At 38.9% G+C, this 20,218-nt stretch carries 11 protein-coding genes; 8 read left to right on the forward strand and 3 right to left on the reverse strand.

Annotated elements, in window-relative coordinates:
* The first annotated feature begins 72 nt into the window (after nucleotides 1-72).
* The 8 genes from DHD80_RS14575 (at nucleotide 73) to DHD80_RS14610 (ending at nucleotide 12,755) form a co-directional block, all read left to right on the forward strand.
* Nucleotides 73-1,410, forward strand: a complete 1,338-nt coding sequence (locus tag DHD80_RS14575) for a glycoside hydrolase family 88 protein (protein WP_251742190.1) — start codon at nucleotides 73-75, stop codon at nucleotides 1,408-1,410.
* Between the two features lie 33 nt (nucleotides 1,411-1,443).
* Nucleotides 1,444-2,472 carry an arabinan endo-1,5-alpha-L-arabinosidase gene (locus DHD80_RS14580; protein WP_251742191.1) on the forward strand — a complete coding sequence of 343 codons (1,029 nt, stop codon included), beginning with the start codon at nucleotides 1,444-1,446 and terminating at the stop codon, nucleotides 2,470-2,472.
* Between the two features lie 47 nt (nucleotides 2,473-2,519).
* A complete protein-coding gene (locus DHD80_RS14585) occupies nucleotides 2,520-3,911 on the forward strand; it encodes a hypothetical protein (protein WP_251742192.1) in 1,392 nt (463 codons plus the stop codon).
* A 30-nt stretch (nucleotides 3,912-3,941) separates the two neighbouring features.
* Complete coding sequence (rhaM, locus tag DHD80_RS14590) at nucleotides 3,942-4,235, forward strand: L-rhamnose mutarotase (protein ID WP_251742193.1); 294 nt, start codon at nucleotides 3,942-3,944, stop codon at nucleotides 4,233-4,235.
* A gap of 51 nt (nucleotides 4,236-4,286) precedes the next feature.
* Nucleotides 4,287-5,867: a glycoside hydrolase family 28 protein gene (locus DHD80_RS14595; RefSeq protein WP_279347053.1), complete on the forward strand. Its 1,581-nt coding sequence runs from the start codon at nucleotides 4,287-4,289 to the stop codon at nucleotides 5,865-5,867.
* A gap of 94 nt (nucleotides 5,868-5,961) precedes the next feature.
* A complete protein-coding gene (locus DHD80_RS14600) occupies nucleotides 5,962-6,948 on the forward strand; it encodes an exo-alpha-sialidase (protein ID WP_251742194.1) in 987 nt (328 codons plus the stop codon).
* A gap of 375 nt (nucleotides 6,949-7,323) precedes the next feature.
* The gene (locus DHD80_RS14605) at nucleotides 7,324-10,068 is read left to right on the forward strand and encodes a polysaccharide lyase family protein (RefSeq protein ID WP_251742195.1); all 2,745 of its coding nucleotides are present in this window, start codon (nucleotides 7,324-7,326) and stop codon (nucleotides 10,066-10,068) included.
* 104 nt (nucleotides 10,069-10,172) lie between these two features.
* Complete coding sequence (locus DHD80_RS14610) at nucleotides 10,173-12,755, forward strand: hypothetical protein (RefSeq protein ID WP_251742196.1); 2,583 nt, start codon at nucleotides 10,173-10,175, stop codon at nucleotides 12,753-12,755.
* A 54-nt stretch (nucleotides 12,756-12,809) separates the two neighbouring features.
* Here DHD80_RS14610 and DHD80_RS14615 read toward each other — a convergent pair whose 3' ends face one another.
* From DHD80_RS14615 to DHD80_RS14625, 3 genes are all read right to left on the reverse strand, one after another.
* On the reverse strand, nucleotides 12,810-15,677 hold the full coding sequence (locus DHD80_RS14615) for a glycosyl hydrolase 115 family protein (RefSeq protein ID WP_251742197.1): 2,868 nt from the start codon (nucleotides 15,675-15,677) through the stop codon (nucleotides 12,810-12,812).
* Complete coding sequence (locus tag DHD80_RS14620) at nucleotides 15,670-18,615, reverse strand: sugar-binding domain-containing protein (RefSeq protein ID WP_251742198.1); 2,946 nt, start codon at nucleotides 18,613-18,615, stop codon at nucleotides 15,670-15,672. The genes DHD80_RS14615 and DHD80_RS14620 overlap by 8 nt, the downstream gene beginning before the upstream one ends.
* A 68-nt stretch (nucleotides 18,616-18,683) precedes the next feature.
* A complete protein-coding gene (locus DHD80_RS14625) occupies nucleotides 18,684-20,204 on the reverse strand; it encodes a rhamnogalacturonan acetylesterase (RefSeq protein ID WP_251742199.1) in 1,521 nt (506 codons plus the stop codon).
* Between the last annotated feature and the right edge of the window lie 14 nt (nucleotides 20,205-20,218).

Here is a 20,218-nt window from a genome sequence, read left to right on the forward strand (position 1 = left end):
AGGATAGGGCGGGATACATTTAAACTTTTATCTTTTTAAATTTAGTAATTAATTAAACTAAATCTTCTTCCTATGGTTTTTAACCGACTCCTGCTCATTATACTAGGTTTTTCTATTATTTCAGTAAGTAAAGTAGCAGCTCAAATCAATGATGCAACTACCCCTCTACATCTTTTAAAACCTGCATACCCTACGCCATATAAGGCGCCGGAAATAAGCGAGGTTAAAAATGTTTTGGACAGGGTTTATAATTTTTTAGATCAATCAACTCCTGCGGATATAATTAATTCGAAAGATAGCACCGCAGTCAAAAACTTCAAAAATCTTGATGCTAATATAGCTTTTGCACCAGCTTCTTTTAGATTAACAAGTTATGAATGGGGCGTTACTTATGCAGGAATGCTACTGGCTTCTCAGGCTACTGGAGAAAATTATTTTAAGGAATATACCAATAAAAGGCTAAAATTAATAGCTGAGATTGCCAATCAGCATCGCGGGAAGTCTTATAAAAAATCACCCGTTCATTCAGTTTTGCATCCCAGTGCTCTGGATGATGCAGGTGCTATTTGTGCAGCTATGATCAAAGCGCAAAGAGATGGTTTGGACGCAAAATTGGATCCTGTTATAGAAAATTTTATCGATTATATAAGTAATGATCAGTTCCGGTTGAAAGATGGGACACTTGCAAGAAATAGACCGCAGAATAATACGTTGTGGCTGGACGATTTATTTATGAGTATTCCCGCGCTTGCACAGATGGGTAAGCGTACCGAAAATAAAAAATATTTTGATGATGCTGTTAAGCAGGTAAAGCAATTTTCTTTCAGAATGTTTAATAAAGAAAAAGGACTTTATATGCATGGCTGGGTTCAGGAAATGGAAGAAAGACCCCAGTACCACTGGGCTAGAGCTAATGGATGGGCTGTAATGGCAATGGTAGAGCTTCTTGAAGTATTACCGGAAAACCATCCGGGTTATGAAGATGTGTTAAAACAATTACAGGCACATATAAAAGGGTTGTCCAAATATCAGGATGGTACTGGTTTTTGGCATCAACTTATCGATAGAAATGATACTTATCTTGAAACATCAGCTACAGCAATTTTTGCATATGCTATTTTACGAGCTATTAATCGGGGATATATTGATAAAATGTCCTATTCACCAATGGCAATTTTAGCATGGAATGCCGTTTCGACAAAAGTGAATGAACAGGGACAGGTAGAAGGTACTTGTGTTGGAACAGGCATGGGCTTCGATCCGGCTTTTTACTACTACCGGCCTATAAATAAATATGCAGCTCATGGTTACGGCCCTGTACTTCTTGCGGGTGCTGAAATGATTTTGCTATTAAAAAACAATGATTTCGAAATAAATGATAGTTCTCTTCAGCTTAAAGTAAAAGGATAGAATTTCAAAGTTTTTAATTTTAAAGACAACTTAATGACCTTTAAATGTTATTTAACTGCTTTTTCTGTCTGTCTCATTTTCTTAACGAATCAGGCTCAGGAAAAGAATGGTGCTCTTCATTTAAAGGGAGAATTACGGGTGCATGACCCTGTAATGATAAAACAGGACAGCACCTATTATATTTTTTCTACAGGACAGGGAGTAACTATGAAATATTCTGAAGATATGATTCATTGGAAAAGGACAGGAAGCGTCTTTGATTCTGTTTCTTTACCGGCTTGGCATAAAAAGGATATCCCTGAACAAGATGGCCATTTATGGGCTCCCGATATTCATTATCGTAATGGGAAATACCATTTATATTATTCCGTTTCTGCGTGGATGAACTTTAATTCCAGTATTGGTTATGCTACAAACACCACTCTTGATTCTGATGACCCGGACTATAGATGGGTGGATAATGGGCAGGTAATTAGCTTTAGAAATGGCGGAGAGGGAGTAAATGTTATAGATCCCAACGTGTATGTTGCAGAAAACGGCAAGGTATGGCTCCTTTACGGTTCCTATCAGGCAGGTTTACGAATGGTTGAATTGAATCCACAAACAGGACATCTCAAAAACAATCCTCCTGAAATCACTATTATCACCACATCGCTCGGAGAAGGTGTTTTTGTCATTAAAGGACTTGAATATTACTACATTTTTGCTTCCAGGGGAATTTGTTGTAAAGGTCTTGATAGTAATTATCAGGTAGTAATGGGAAGATCCCAAAATCTTGAAGGGCCTTACCTGAATAAGGATGGAGAGAGCTGGTTGGATAATAATTATACAGTTTTTCTGAAAGGAGATCATAAAGAACCGGGTAGGGGTCATAACGGTTTTTTCGTTGAAGAAGGGATAGCCTACATTGTTTATCATGCCTATACCCGTTCTGCTGATGGTGATTCACTTCTTAATATTGCACCTTTATACATAACACAGGATGGTTGGCCTACAACAGAGCCAACTGGAAAACACTTTAAAATGGCGGCTTTTCAGCAGAAAGTTTTTTCCCGAAAATAAATCCATTGAATAACAATGGTAGACTAATTATAATTAATTCAATAGAAATGAAATTCAACTTCAGTTTAGCTGTTATTACGGTTATTGCAGTAATTACCATTCTCCCGGCATCCGCACAAATAGGGAAACGTTTTCCTTCTGAAAAAAAAGTAATTAAAGATCCGGTAACGGGTACAGAATTAATCTTCCTTACCAGCACCCCGGGGGGAGATTCTAAAATTTATCCTACTCACCCGCAATGGACGGCAGATGGGGAGTGGGTTATTTTTCGTTCCAACAGGGTGAAAGGGGAAGCTATGGCGGTAAATGAAGAAACCGGGCAGATTGTACAGGTTACAGAAGGTGGATACACCGGCATGCTGAATATTGCACAAAATTCGATGAAATTATATTATATGAGGAACATTGCTGCTACTGCTGAAGGAGATTGGCGGAGTAACCGCTCTCTGGAGGTAATTGAAACTGACCTTGCCAAACTTTTCCAAGATAGTGAAGCTGGGAAGATGAAACCTGCCAATAAGTATCAAAGAGTTGTTGGGGTCACGCCGACAGAAATTGGGGCCGGTGGCGATATGGCCCTAGATGCGGGAGAGGAATGGGTTTATTTCCGGATTGGAAAAGAGGAGGCTGCCAAACATTTGGATCCTGGGATTGAAATTAAAGGTGATTTTGGCCCGCGGAATATGGGCGCCGGCCCGGGTGGGATTGCAAAAATGAACGTTAATACCGGCGAAATTCAACACGTGGTTTCCGTGCCTTTTCAGGTAGGTCACATTCAGTCCAATACATGGAATCCGGGAGAAATAGTGTTTTCCTGGGAGACTGGTGGTAAATCACCCCAAAGAACCTGGACGGTAATGACAGATGGCAGCGGTTTACGACCGCTCTATCCTGAAGCTGATTATGAGTGGGTAACGCATGAGGCAGTAATCTCTAAAGATGAAGTAGCCATGGCAATTATGGGCCATAGAGATGTTGATATTGAAGAACAACCCCTTGAAGAAGCAGCTAAAAGTACTGCGGTTAGAGATCCGGAAAATCCGGGGCAGGAAACGAGCTGGGGACCTTCCGGAACACGTAAAAAACCTACAGGTCTTGCCATAGTGAACCTCCGTACAAGGGAAATGATCATTGCCGGCCAAACCTCCAATGGGAGCGGACTCTGGCATGTACACGGTTCCCCGGATGGACGTTGGGCTGTGGGCGATGACTTTTCCAGAAGCCTGTACCTGATAGACAGGAATAGCAGAGAAATGAAAATGCTTACTACCGGACACAAGCAAACGGCGGCAGATCATTTGCATCCCACCTTTAAACCCGATGGAACCAAAATTCAAATTCAATCGGCTATGCTTTCAGAAGATGACCGGTCAATGAATATTGTAATTGTTCCCGTGCCGGAGGAGTGGCTGCAAAGAAATTATCCGAATAAAATTTAAATTTATAGTATGGAATCCAAAGCTTTTAAAATGAAACTCCTACCCGGTTTTGAAGAAGAATATAAGAAACGACACGATGAAATCTGGCCGGAATTGAGTAGGCTTCTTTCCGAAAGGGGAATTTATGATTACAGTATATTTTTAGATGAAGAAACTCGGACACTTTTTGCGGTTCAAAAATTAAAAGCAAATGCAGATGTAGATAACCTTTCTGAAGAGCCTGTCTTGCGAAGATGGTGGAAATATATGGCCGACATTATGGAAACTAATCCTGACAGTTCTCCAGTTGAAAAGCCATTGAAAAAAGTTTTCCATATGGAGTAAATAAGATTATGGCATAAGTTTCCCAATCGATAAATATTTAAAAGATCCTGAATGAATATAAGCAGAAAAATACCTCAAAACATAAAACATTATTTCCTTTGCCTTTTGCTGGTGCTTACATCGGCTCTGAGTTTAGCCACAGAAAAATATAATATCAAAGATTACGGTGCTGCAGGAGATGGTAAAACGCTGGATACAGAAGCTATTAATAAAGCTATTGTAGCTGCGGCAGAGGATGGCGGTGGAATGGTTTACTTTCCGGCAGGTACTTATCTTAGTTATTCCATTAGATTAAAAAGCAATATCCACCTCTATCTGGAAGCCGGTGCTGTTTTAAAGGCAGCGGGAAAAAATGATGGTGGAAGCTATGATGATCCCGGAGAAGGAGCTGGGAATAAGTTTCAGGATTATGGACATAGTTACTGGCGCAACAGCCTTATTTGGGGTGAGAATCTTAATAATATTACAATTTCAGGTCCCGGAACCATTCTCGGTGAGAATTTGAGTCGGGGTTTTTATGACTATGAAAAGTGGGAAGAAAAAGGTATTCCCGCAGGAAACCTTATGTGGGAAGGCGGGGGCAATAAAACCATTGCCCTTAAACTTTGCAAAAATGTTACCCTGAAAAATTTCACCATTTTAAAAGGCGGTCATTTTGGGATCCTGGCAACCGGAGTCGATAATTTTACCATTGACAATCTAAAAATTGATACCAATAGGGACGGGATAGATGTGGATGTTTGTAAAAACGTAAGAATCTCTAACTGCACAGTCAACTCTCCCAATGATGACGCAATTGTATTAAAAAGTTCGTTCGCTTTGGGTTATGCGAGAGCTACGGAAAATGTAACCATTACCAATTGCCAGGTGTCCGGTTATGACGTGGGTACGCTCATAGATGGCACCTTTAAAACAGAGGAAGGCCATTTGGTTCCTGATCAGGAAGGTCCTACAGGCAGAATTAAATTTGGCACAGAATCTAATGGCGGATTTAAAAACATCAGCATTAGCAATTGTGTTTTTGATCGGTCTCGCGGTCTTGCACTCGAAACGGTTGATGGCGGATTGTTAGAAGATGTTACCATAAGTAATATTACCATGCGGGACCTTACCAATTCCCCCTTTTTTCTCAGACTAGCAGGTCGAATGAGGGGTCCGGAAAATATTGCTGTAGGTGAACTTAGAAGGATCAATATTAGCAACATCAATGTTTATAATGCCGATTCACATTTCTCCAGTATTGTTAGCGGTATTCCCGGACATGATATTAAAGATGTAAGGTTCAGCAATATCAACATCTGGTATAAAGCTTTGGATTCAGCAAAGACGCAAATTCAAAAAGTGGTGCCGGAACATATAGATACTTATCCTGAACCCGCAAAAATGGGGATAATGCCTTCTTATGGTTTCTTTGTAAGGCATGCTGAAAATATAGAAATGCATGACATTAATATTTATTATCTGGGAGAGGAAGTGAGGCCAGCGCTAATTTTTGAGGATGTGAAAGGTGCAGAACTACATAATGTGGATGCCCAAAAAGCGGAAAATGCGCCCATCCTGAAGTTGAAGAATTCGCGTAATATTGAATTACAAAATTGCGAAGCACTCAAAGACCAGATTATAACAGAATAAATAACCAAAGATTATGGATTATAGGCTCACTTTCAGAAAAAGGAACAAACAAAATATAACCAGGAAAACGTTCCTGCTTTTAACTTGTTGCGCAATGTTTATTTGTGGGCCCGTCATGGCGCAAACAGATCAGGACCAAAATATTGCCGATAAACCCCTCTTCAGGGATCCTGTTTTTGATGGGGCTGCAGATCCGGTAATAATATGGAACCCCAGCGAACAGAAACATTTTATGTTCTATACCAATCGGCGGGCTAAAGCCGATACCCTATCTGGGGTAAGCTGGGTTCATGGTACTAAAATTGGTATTGCGGAGTCTTCAGATGGAGGGGCAACCTGGAAGTACCGGGAAACTGCGAATATAAATTATCCTTTTCTGAAAGATTCAGAATCCACCTTTTGGGCTCCAGAGGTTATAACGCATAAGGGCACTTATCATATGTACCTTTCCATAGTCCCCGGAATATTTGAGGACTGGTACCATCCACGCGATATTGTACATTTTACCAGTGAAGATCTCTTAAACTGGTACTATAAGTCTACACTGGATTTATCTTCGGAAAGAGTAATAGATGCCAGTGTTTTTAAATTACCAGATGGGAGATGGAGGATGTACTACAACAATGAAAATGACAACAAGTCCATTTACTATGCAGATAGTTCAGATTTATATCATTGGAATGATAGCGGAAAAAAGGTAATTGAGGAAAGTGGGGAAGGTGCAAAAATATTTCGATGGAAAAATAAAAACTGGCTTATTTTCGATAGCTGGGATGGATTAAGCGTCTATTCTTCGGAAGATTTTGAAAATTGGAAAAAGCAGGAAAACAATATTCTACAAAATCCTGGCACCGGAAATGATGACAAAGTAAAAGGAGGCCACCCAGATGTTGTGGTGAAGGGGGACCGGGCTTTTATCTTTTATTTCACTCATCCTGGAAGAACCCCGGAAAATAATGGGATTGATAATTATGAAACCAGGAGAAGTTCTATACAGGTGGCAGAACTTGAATATAAGAATGGAGAAATAACTACGCATAGAAACAAAGAAGTTAATTTGGATTTAAATAAATCTCCATAAAATCTGAATCTTCCGCTCCTTTTAAGTTTAATGAAGCCAATACTGTTTTCTGGCTGTTTAATATTTAATGTCTAATCTGTTCGCATTAAATGAATTACTTCAGTGCAGAGCAGGACATTACAGGATGGCTAAGCATTTTGACTCCCGTAGCTTTATATGGATTAACTGATCTTTTATAATCAAATTTACTAAAAAGCTTTCAGGTCTTTTGGTGTGATAAAACAAGGAGAAAGAAACAGGTCAATAAATGATCTGGCAATTTGAAGACTGAAATGCTCTTCAATTCATAAAAAATATTTTTTGAAAGTTAATTATTTACTCCTGCTTGAGGGGGTAAGAATATTGAATAATTTTTTAATCAAAATCCAATTATTGATGAGAAATTTTTACACTTCAAAAAAGGTAGGTATCGGCCTTTTAATGATTATGCTACCTTTTTTATTTCAGGCACAGGAGTTGACATGGAAAGGAGCTGTAGATTCCAATTTCTGGAATGCTGGAAACTGGGCACCTGAAGATGACCCCGGTGCCAATTATACCCTACAAATTGGGGCTGGAACCCCCTATCAACCTGTTTTTACAGGAAATACAAATAGAAATAGGTTTAGCAGCGTAAATACCCTTGAAGGAGGAGAGTTAACGGTAGAGGGATTATTAATGACCTGGGGCAGTGACCAGTTAAACGGCAATGTGATCGTGAACAAAGGCCGGGAACTCAATATAAGGTCCAGTGCATTTATTGGTAAAAATGGTACAGGCCGTGTGGATATTCTTGGTGGGGCGCTTTACACCAAGCAGAACGTTTATTTAGGCTATGGGGAAGGCGGAAATGGAACGATTTATATAGAAGACGGTATTCTGGAACCTGGGGAATGGTTTATTGTGGGCTCGGGAAAAGTTATCTTAAGAGGCTCGGCCCAGTTAAGGTTAAAAGGGGATATACAAACTGAGGTAGAAGCCTGGGTGCAGGAGGGGGTTATTGTTCCGGAAAGGAACTTTGACAAAATTTCCTGGACTTATAATGCCCAGGACGATAGGACAGTAGTTTCTATTTATCAGGATCCGAATAGCTTATTGAAAGAATCACCAAATACTATCGTTCTTGAAAACGATTATGTACACGCAGAAATCGATAAGGATGACGCTCATATTACTTCCTATTTATTAAAAGGGCGGGAGATGTCTAATGATATTTATTTTAGTATGGATGGGGGGTCAAATTATACCCAGCCTTCCGGTAGTATTTTTTCTGTAAAAGAGCTTTCCGATGATTTTGTGGATATATCTTTAAAAAGTTATTGGGAACCGGGCAAGAGGTCGCAAGCTGTAGATATAGATATCCATTATGTATTGGAGCGTGACGGGCAAGGGGTGTATACCTACGCAATTTTGAGCCATCCTGAGAACTATCCCGCTACTGGATTTAGTGAATGGAGAATGGTCTGGAAATTAGATCAGGACCAGGTAGAATACATTTGTGTAGATTCCTTAAGACATTGGGAAATGCCCAATTCATATGATTATGCCAATGCCACTTCCACGAGTATAGCAGAAATCATCAAAATAAATACTGGTGTAAGGGCCGGTAAATATGATAGTAAATACGATTATAATGTAGAATATTGGGATATTGGTACCTATGGCCATGCCAGCCAAAAGAATGATATAGGATCTTGGTTGGTGTTTGGTGGATATGATTATTTTAATGATGGGCCTACCAAGCAGGATTTGAGTGCTGCAACTGGGATTATCCATGTGCATTTTGGAATGAACCACTACAACGGGAGTAGCACCTATCTGGAAGCTGGAGAAGAATGGAGCAAGATTTATGGACCTTACAAACTTTACCTTAATGATGGCAAGGGGAGTGTTGGGGCACTTTGGGATGATGCCAAAAGTCAGGCCGATGAAGAAAAAGCCAAATGGCCTTATGATTGGTTGACAAATACCCCGGAATACCCAATGGCCGCAGGCAGGGGCACGGTGAGTGGTGTTTTTTCCATCAACGACCCTTATAAGCCTGATGTTACAGGTGGCGGTGCCATGATTGGGTTAGCACAGCATGAGCCAGGGGGCAACTGGCAGTTTGAATCCAAAAATTATCAATACTGGGTGAAAGCAGATGCCTCTGGAAAGTTTGAAATTCCCGATGTAAGACCTGGTAATTATACACTATATGCTTTTTCTGAAGGAGCTGTTAGGGAGTATAAATTGGAAAATGTACAGGTTTCTGCAGCACAAACCACAAATCTGGGAGGGGTTACCTGGAACATCCCACGGGAAAAAGGATCTTTAATTTGGGAAATAGGGATCCCCGATCGAACAGCTGAAGAGTTTTTCCATGGTAAGGAATATTTTCAGGGATTTCTTTGGGAAACCTTTTCAGATGATTTTTCAAATCCATTGGAATATACCATAGATGAAAGTGACTGGTCAAAAGATTGGAATTATGCCCATAATGGTTACAAACAAGGTGATAGCTGGGATACCTGGAAATGGAATGTGAATTTTGATGTAAAAGGAGCCATGGCCGATGAAGAGGCTACTTTGACCATAGCTTTTGCAGGCGCCCACTATGCCAGGATGGAAGTATTCATAAATAATGAGGAAACTTTTGTAGAGCGTTTTTACCCAAGTCATGATCGTGGAAATGCCCTTCTTCGGGAGGGGATACATGCGAAATATAGTGTGTATGAAGTTAAATTCCCGTCTTCCCTTTTAAAAAAGAAGGGCAATACCATAAGCCTTGCACAGGGGCGCAGTGAAGGAGGCGCAGATCATGTCATGTATGATTATCTAAGTTTGGAAATCCCCATGATATCGAGTAATTATGATACCCCCAACAATGCCATGGATACACCGGCAAGGGAAAAACTAACAAAAATTTCACCCAATCCCTCCAATGGTTTATTTACCATAGAATTTGGGAGAAACCTTACCAATGGGGCTATCATAGAAATTTTTAATAGCAATGGAACATTAGTACATTCTGTTGAGACCGGAATGAATTTCAAAGGAAACACTTTTAGCGTCGATTGTACTAAGTTCATTCCCGGAGTTTATTTTGTAAGGGTAAGAACTGACAGAGCACCTGAGGTTCATAGAGTGATCCTTCGTTAATTTTAAATAAATAAAATAAACTGGAAGTTCTATAAAAAATAAGACATTGTTTCAACAGTATATAGTCGTTTTCGCATTTTTTTATATAATTAAAAAGTATAAAGATGAATCTTTCACTAAGGATCTTAAAATCACTATTTTATATTATAGTAATGTTTGCCGTTCACTCTTGCTTTAGTCAGACTTATAACGAAAAACCTTCTAAACGAATTGATCATCCACATGAAACAGGCTGGCTTTTCAGCATCGCTTCAAAAGGACAAAACCTTCAACCGGTTAAAAGATGGAGGAGTGATATTTACGATTATACGGATGCTAAACAGGGAGATTTCAGTATCCACTATACTATAAGAAATGATATTTATACTGGAGTTATCGGTTTTACACCAGGCCAGTTTTTAAAGAATTGGGGGATAACACCACAGCATCAATTAAAAATGTGGTTAAAAATTAATGGAGAATCAGCCCCCCACGAATTATTAATTCTTCTGGTAGACTCACTGGGCAATCGTGGGATAGCTCGTATTGATAACTTAACCAGTCAAAAATGGCAGGAAATAGACATTCCTTTAAACACGCTGAAAGCTTCTAAAAGTTTCAATTGGGAACAGGTGAGTGCTATACAACTTGAAGGTGAATTTAAACCCGGCTTACAAATCTGGTTTGATGATGTGAGATTCTCATCGGGAAATAGGGGGCCTACTATTGGAATAACAGATAAACCACTTGAGCAAAGAATTGGGGAAGCTAAAGCCACGCGTGAGCAACGTGTAAAACAGGCATTCGAGCTAGCCAAAACAGAGGGATCAGAGAATAAACTGAATAAACATTTTGCTAAACTATGGATGGGAGAAGATTTGAAAGAAGTTAATCGCTCTCTTCAAGAAATATTAACAACTGAAAATCCGCAGGTACAAAGACAGTATTCAATTCACGATGACTGGAGTTTATCCCTAAAATCTATGCTAATTCGTATGTACTTTAATTTCAGTTCAAAAAGCAAGGTTTATCCAGGAAGGCTAGAGAAAGAGACCGAAGAAGCCTTACTTATATTGTTATGGGAGAAAATGGTAAATATCAACGATATCCATCTGGCAAGAAAAAGTACATGGTGGCTTATAGGAAGCGAAAATCATGATATTAATTCAAAAGTGGCAGCTCTGCTAACCTCTCAGATATTTATGAATGAACCTAAATATGCTCAGCGCATTTATCCCGATAAAGGAAAAGGTGGAGGGAGTAGTTACTGGTTTCACCAGATGTATGCAAATTCAACAAATAAGGGTCCAGAGGGCAATGCTGACTGGGCAGATGGAAAAGAGTATACAGCCGCAGATCATTATAATGAATGGCTGAAATTCTGGAATGAATATATTACAGAAAGAGCACGAAAAGGATTCTTTCTTGAGGTTGCCTCTCCAAAATACATGAAGCATACAATCCCATTCCTAATGAATATTTATGATTTCAGTAATAACGAAACTCTGAAGAAACGAATGGGCATGTTTCTGGATTTAATATGGGCCGAATGGACACAGGATCAATTAGGTGCTGTTCGAGGGGGAGCTAAAACCCGTTGGGGTTCTAACGGGTTCCCGCCCATGTGGGAGGCATCACGATTTTACCTGGGAGGTCCGGCTGATGCTACAGAGGAATGGTATGCTCAAGTCCAGAGTAATTATGATTGGCCGGAAATTGTATGGCGATTGGCTTTGGATCAAAAAGGAAAAGGTGAATATGCTTATAGCTCCCGAAAACCAGGGGAAGAACAACCAGAATTACAGCCTAGACCAGATGGTTTGGAAAGAACAATGACTATTGATACTGAAGCGAGGTTTCATAGATATAGCTGGGTAACCCCAGATTATATTCTGGGAACACAGATGGACCATCCTTTAGCTCTTGAGAGTCATTTAAGTGCCCAAAATAGATGGCAGGGAATATCGTTTGCTTCCGATTTTCAAGCTTTTATTTCACCTGTAGGTTTGGATAGTTCTGATCCTTTAAAATGGGAGAGGACAGATGCTTTTTATAGAAGCGTGCAGTCTGAAAATATTCTTATTACCCAGCAGAACAGGAGATGGATGCAACAGCAGCCTAGCTGGTATCCTTCAAAAGATATTTACGAAAGGGAATTTGGAGTTTGGTTCCACGGAAATTTCGATAAAATTAAAGAGCGTAAAGGATGGATTTTTGTAAAGGAAGGTAATGCTTACGTTGCATTAAAGGTTTTAATGGGAGAATATGAATTTAATCCGAAAACCTGGGGAGGAACGGGTAGGGATAGTCTTTCGTCATTAATCAGGGAAGATACCTACGAATGGGATCCGGAAAAGGACTTTATCAAATTTAAGGACAGGTACAGTCCTGTAATTATGGAATCAGGAACAAAAAGTGAATTTCCGAATATGGATGCTTTTGAAGCATATATTTTACAAAAGCATTTAGAATTAAGAAAAACAGTTGCTCCTGGCTGGTATATCTTAATATATGGCGAAGGAACAAAGGAATCTCCGAAATTCTATTTTAATGCGGCTAATAACGAAATACCTAAAGTAAACGAAAAATATATTGATTATGCCCCCTCAACAACGTTTATGAGTCCTTTTTTAAAAAGCATTTATAAAAGTGGCGTGATAAAAATATCTGTTGATGGTATGGAGGAGACCTGGGATTTTAGCTTTTGAAAGCTTTATTCCTATAATTTTTACTAAATATGAGGAACCAAAAGATACCCAATATTATAATTTGGTCTCTGGTAGCAAACTATAAGGCAACGATAAACTCTTAGTTTTTAGATAAATAAAATCAAGCGCTACACCCTGATCAATCATATAAATTTTTAAGGTCTGCTTTCCTTTTTTTACATTTACCGTAAGTTCTTTACGGGCCAGATTTCTTAAAACATTTTGTTTCCATTCCTCGCTTCTTCCGTAAGTTTTGAAATCAATGATTTGGATAGGATTGTCATTCCACTGAATGCCTATGCGCACGCTATGATTATTCGTTAATGGATGGGTAGGTAAGGCATTGAGCACAAGCTTTGCTGAATTTACAGCATTTTCAGTATGAATTTCATATTCAAGATAGGGAGCCTGGCATGCAAGCTGCATAGTATCAATAGGCTCTCCAACAAAAGGGAAAGCCTGCATTAAGGAGTTTGAATATCCCAAACCGGAAATTTTTTTCCATCTGAAAATTTCTGAATCATGTTTTGTGGTAAAATTTTCTGCGTAAATTGAAACCACATTATTTTTTTCTATGAATATGTTCTTTTCAGAAGGTTTTAAATCATAGGAAACGACTTTTAATGTCAAAGAAAGCTTTTGGTTATTTAAATTTAAATCGATTGATGAGTCTTCAGGATTTCCAGCATTATTCCATTTCTTCCAATTAACTTTAATATCAATTCTTTCCGAAGCTTGAGAAGGAACCAATGTTCCCGCTGTTTTATTTGTCTCTATCCATTCTGGTTTTTTTATTGACCAATTAGCTTCTTTTTCACTCCTAAGATAAATATCGAAAAAATGAGAAATAGTATCATTTTTATAAAAGGAAGGAATCTCTATGCCACCATCTTTTTGATTTTCTACAGCGATTGAGGCTAAGGGAGTATTATAGTTTTTATTTAAATCTATTTCGGGATTCTTATAAACCGGTAGTCTCCTGGGCATCATATCGATAATTCCATTCCATTTCCCGTTTAATATTTTTGTATTATATTTTTCAGTAAGCGCGACAATACTATCATAAGAATTAGAGGAAAACTGGCTAAATTTCTTCGAATTTAAACGATTTTGGCCACTATACTTAATCGCGAGATCACGATAGAGAAATTTTTTATTCATGAATGCTGCTCCTTTTACGGGATATTCTACCAGTTCAAAATAAGCGTCTTTTAAATTACTATCTATTGTCGAGCCAATTGATTGTGCTTTTTCTGCAAGTTTACTATATTCATCCATGCGAGTGTTAACCTCATCTCCCCAAGAAAAAGGGGTATATGCCGTAGTATTAATTTTTGTAGTGGGCTCTGTCTGGCTCCAGCCCATAAATTCAGGTTTTCGTTCATATGCCAGATTGAAATATTTTAGTTTTAAATCAGCGATCTCTTTTCCCGACGATTTTCCAAATATTGAAGTGTAAAAATCTTGCATATGCTCAGTTACATAACTCGGATCTTCAAAATCGGAGGTGTTATATGCCATATCCATAAAAAGTTGAATATTGTATTCTGCAGGTTTAATATCTCCAACATTTAGAATCCAGATCTTTTTACTTTTAGTATGAAAGGCTTTCATCATTTCTTCCCTAATCAGGCCCGGATGTGTTGAACTCAGCCAGAGATAATCATGAGGACGACCCCAATAGGAAGCATGATAATAAACACCCCCGCCCCCAGATCTTTGGCGTTCTGCGGCATTACTTAATCTTCTAATATATCCGTAATTATCATCTGTCCAGATAATGGTGATATCTTCAGGTAGTTCCATTCCCGAATCATAAAGTTCCAGTACTTCTTTATAAACCGTAAATGCCTGAGGGATCTCTGTAATATACTCCTGATGATACTTTTTTAGCAAATTTCTTTGGTTTTTGATTACATTGGAAAGTACTTCAGCGGCTTCTTCCGTGCTTTCCACACCTTCCATTCCGCTGTCATGTATTCCGCGCATTCCAACAGTATATAACGCATCCAGGTTTGAGGTTTCTTTTACTCGTTCTTCCCAGTAATTATTGACATTTTCTTTATTGGAGATATAATTAAAAGAGCCTAAAGAATCCTTGTTCCATTCATCTACATTATTCCTCAACATAGGTTCGGCATGTGAACTGCCAACGACTATATGATACTTCTCGGCCATTTCGGCATTTCCAGGATAATAAAAAAATGCTTTTGTACTGGGATGCATGGCCGGCCAGATGGTGTTGGCCTTTAAACGTAACAATAATTCGAAAATTTTGGCATAGGTCTTAGGGCCTATGTCCCCTGTTTCCGGTTCAAAAGTTTTGGCCGCCCAGGGCTGTAAGCCCCAGTCTTCATCGTTCAGAAAAATTCCGCGGTATTCCACAGCGGGTTCTTCGGAATAAAAATCGGGCACATCTATGGTAATTTCTTTTTTCTTTTCTACAGGCACATCAGCCCACCAGTACCAGGGGGAAACCCCTAAGTTTTTTGAAAGCTCAAATATGCCAAAGGCTGTTCCGCGGGGATCTGTTCCGGCAATGATAAAGGTTTTTTTGCCATTGGAAGAAGGGTTTTTAATAATCTTGTATAAGTAGCTTTCCTTCTGGGATTTAAATTTTTCAGGAATTTTACTGAGATCGATAAACTCAGAAATAACCGGTGAAGAAATATTTCCAATAATAATTAAATCACCTTTGGCATCTTTCTTTTCGGTAATAACTTTAGGATGGCTGCCTGTGATCTTCTTGATATCCTCAGCAAGTAAATAGGCGGTTAAAGAATCGAGAGAACTTCCGGTTTTGTCATAAAGAATTGAAGAAGCTTTATTATTGCTTGAAATCTGAAACGTCTTTAAAATATCCTGACTCTGAACATTATTTAAATAAAAAAGAAGGAATAATATAAAGAAGATTTTATTCATAGAATTCAATTTCCACAATTCTCAACTGTCCTTTAGCATTTGCTGCTTCCTGGTCTTTATAAAGGTCTAACTCTTTTGTAGGGTTTACTTCAACAATATCTTTAAAGGCATCATCTTCAGAATTAGCTCCAATTAACTCAATCTTAATATTTTGAGTTTTTACAGGTTTTAAAGGAAGGGTAATATATCCAAGGCTTCTATTTGTATCTCCTTTAAATAATTCTTCTCCATTTGCACTAATTCTAATGGGATAGCTTTTAGTTCTCCAGCCTGTAAATTTTACAACACATTGGGTAAGAGTTGTAGGAGCTGCAAGTTCATATTCTATCCATCCGCTGTTCAAATTTCCATCATTAGTCCATTCACTTCGTTCATTATCATCATAACTTTTATAAACTTCCTCCTCTTTAGACCCTGCAGTGGCTGATTTTATAAATGCCTGCTTTCGTTTTTCCGTATAAGAATGTGATAGCGGAGTGGGACCCCTTTCGAGATTTGATGGGAGTCCACTTCCGGGAAGCTTCTCTGCCAGTCCATTCTTTGTTTCAAAAGGAATCGTCTCCAATTCAATTTTTGCTGCCTCTAATCCTTTTGCTTTTGCCTTAATAGTAATATCACCACTTTTTGTGGATGATTGTAACATAACTCTGTTTACTCCGTTTGTTACCGCCAGATCTTTCGAAAGAATGTTATTTTCTGGACCATACCCGATTCCTCCAAGCCATTTACCTTCTCCGCTAATTTGAAAATTGATTTCTGAATTATTTGTTGGACATCTGTTTCCATCTGCATCTACAACCTCAACATCTATAAGGGCAATATCAGCTCCATTTGCTTTAAATCCTGTTGGAGATACATGGGAAGTTAACTTAATAGCAACCGGTTCACCGACTGTTTGTTTTTCAGTTTCACTTAAAACATTTCCTTCCGGGTCATAACTTACTGCCTTTAAAGTTCCCGGTCTAAATACAATATTATCAAAAGTGAATAGAAAGCCATTGCTTTTCTTCCCGAAGCCTAAGGATTTCCCATTCAGGAAAAGCTCCACCTTATCCCCTGTGGAAACTACATATTCATTTTTAACAATCGTATTGTTGTAATTCCAGTGACCTATAATATGTGAGCTATGCTTCTCAATATCAACCCAGCCGTCCCACATGACTTGGTGCGCAAAAAAACCATCCTTAGGAACACGCATGGGATCTACTTCGCCACTACCACGATAATTTCCTTCTCCCCGGTGATGGGTATTTGAATCGGAAAAAATAATATTTACACCTCCAGAACTTACTCTTTTTCCAGTGCCAGGTCTTGCTTCAAAATAATCGTTCCATCTAATAATATCTTCAATAGCATGGGCATCCTGATTATGATTGTATGCTTCTGCAAGCTCACCTTTGTATAGTGGCCCATCACCTTCTTTATGAAAAGGCGGGGTAAATTCGTCCCAATACTTTCGCAAACCTTCATCACGTGAATATTCTGTAGCCCACATTGGGATATGGGCACTTTTGTTGATGTATAACATTTCTCCACCGTATTCCGCTTCCCGGCTGTCCAGCATTTCCCGGGAGCCAATAGCTCGTCCCCCATAAGGATCATAGGTGTCCCGTATGCTTTTCATTTCATGCATATGCGGTTCACTTATGGCTTCATTTCCAGATTCGTAAAAAATAATACTTGGATTATTTCGATTGTAAATTATTGCATCACGCATTAAACTGGTTCTTTGATTCCAGTTAGCTCCACGGGAATCCCCTTCAGAATCACCTGCTGGCATTGCCTGCATCAATCCTACACGATCAAGAGACTCAATATCCTGTTTCCATGGAGTAATGTGCATCCATCGCACTAAATTCGCATTTCCTTTTACCATCATCCCATTGCTGAAATCACTCATCCATGGAGGAACCGACATACCAAGGGCAGGCCATTCATTGCTGGTTCGTTGTGCATAACCTTTAACCTGGATCACCCGGTCATTAAGCCATATTTTTCCATCTTTAAAATCGGTTTTTCTGAAACCGGTTCGTGTAGTTACTTTATCAATGGTTTTTCCATCTTCTTTCAGTTTTGTATTCACATCGTAGAGGTATCCATAACCCCAGCTCCAAAAGTGGAGGTTCTCCAGCATTTTATCAGCTTTTAATATTTTTGTTTCTCCGGAAGCCAGTTTTACAAGATCAGTGGAAAAGTTGGCAACCCGGTTCCCCTCCATATCCATTACTTCAACTTCCATGTAAATCTCTTTTTGAGAATCGCTTTCATTCCTAACCTGCGATTTTACATTAATTCTTGCAGATTTATTCTGGATATTAAATTCTGTAGGATAGATATAGGTTCCGGTGGTTTTTAGATTAGAATATAGCGGCAGCGTTTGATAAATTTTATTGGTTATATGCAACATCACATTTTTAGGAATTCCGCCGTAATTGGCGTTAAAGTTCTTATCATTCCACCGGTATTTCGCGTTTGTTTCTTTTTCCCGGTAGTCCCAGCTGTTGTCAATGCGTAGTGCGATGGTATTTTCTTTATTTCCGGTTTGTACAAGATCTGAAATATCCAGGCCAAAAGCCATTGCTCCATTCTCATGAAGACCAATTTTTTCACCATTTAGAAAGATCTCTCCACCCTGGCGAATTCCCTCAAACTCCAGAAATATTTTTTTATCTTCTGCATCTTCTGGAAGCTTAAATTTTTTGCGGTACCAGACAATTCCAGTAGAATGTTCTTCAATTGATTTTTTAAAAGCTTCTTCCTGGTTATATGCATGGGGTAGCGTTACTTTTTTCCAGTTTTTATCATTAAATTTTGGGTTTTCAGCACCATTAATGTCACCTTGCTTCAGTTTCCAATCCAAATTAAAATTGAATTCTTTTCGTTCAAACTGCTGTGCCGAAAGAGGAGAGAATACTAATATCAATACTCCGAATAGCATGAAATAAATACCTTTTTTAATCAAGGAAAAGAAAAAAATATTCATATAGTTATAATTGAAGGTATTTCTTATTCTGCAGTTTCTTTTTCTGGTATAAGAATGTAACTTCTTATTCCGCTGCCTTTAAGCTGATTTAGTGATTTAGCAAGTATAAAGGCGTTTAATTTCGCACCTTCCATATTGGTGTGGGTATGGTCTTTAGGGAAATATTTTTTTACTTGCTGCTGGCCCATTTCTTCATATCTCTTCGCAATAGAATCATTGAGGTCTATAAAATATCCACCCGCTTCCTGTACGGCTTCTTTGGCCCATTTTGCATAGCTGTTGTCGTTACGTTCAACCTTATTGCTATGCCAGATGTTTCGGGGTATCATGCTTAAAACAATGGGAGTAGCTCCTTTGGCTTCGGCTTCTTCAATATACTTTTTCATATACCAGCCATAGGTATGTACCACTTCGGTACTGTCATTTTTAAAATCTACCGTCTGTGTTTCATCTCCCATGCCTTTTAGAGATCCTCTGTATTTTGGGGTATCAATATGACCGCCATCATTATGTCCAAACTGGATCAGTAAAAAATCACCTTTATCTAAACTATCTTCCACCGCTTTCCAAAGTCCTTCCCCCCGGAACGTGCGACTGCTGCGCCCTCCACGTGCTTTGTTATGTACGTTTACTCTTGTGGTATCAAAATAGGTCTCAATTGGCACGCCCCAGCCAACTAATGTTTCATTATTGCTAGCAACGGTAGAGTCTCCTATGATATACACACCTTTTTTCTTAGGAAGCTTAATTTGTGGATCGTCCAGAAGATAATTTTTAAGGTCGTTATCACTTTCTTTTAAACCTTCTGCAATTTTTAAAGCGGCTAGAACTGCTCCTTTCGCTGAAGTATGCGTATGGTCTCTTTTATAAAAATAAGTACCGGTGACATTATCTTCACCCATCTTCTCCATTGCAGAAGCCATTTTATTATTCAGGTTTATAAAAGTGACCTCTTCCTCTTCAGCAATCTTTTTAGCCCATCTACCGTAAGAATTATCATTTCTTGGGACTTTACCATTTTTCCAGTCATTTCTGGGAATTGGCGACATCACAATGGGAATAGCCCCTTTTGCTCTCGCGTCCTGTATTACTTTTCTAATATACCAGCCATAGCTGTGAACAATCTCATGTTCACCGGTGAGCATATTATCAATTTCCTTACTTTCTTCGCCAGTTCCTTTTATGGTCCCCCTTGCCCTGAAATCGTCATTCAAAGGCCCGGAATCATTATGTCCAAACTGGATTAGTACATAATCCCCTTCTTTTAAGCTATCTTTTACCGGCTCCCATAAACCCTTTGCCTGGAAAGTACGGCTGCTAGTGCCTCCCAAGGCATGGTTTTCCACATTAATTTTGGTGGTGTCCAGAAATTGCCCAATATAATCCCCCCAACCCCAGAGGCCATCATCTCCTTTTCCACTGCCATTTTTTACGGTGGAATCCCCAACTATATATACAGTAGGTTTTTCTTCGGAATCGGCACCTCCACAGCTTAGGAGAACGAGAGCAAAAAGGGCAGTTATAACGTGTTTATAGATTTTCATGTTTTCAATTTTAT

It is taken from the genome of Gramella sp. AN32, from assembly GCF_023718305.1.
Lineage (GTDB): Bacteria > Bacteroidota > Bacteroidia > Flavobacteriales > Flavobacteriaceae > Christiangramia > Christiangramia antarctica.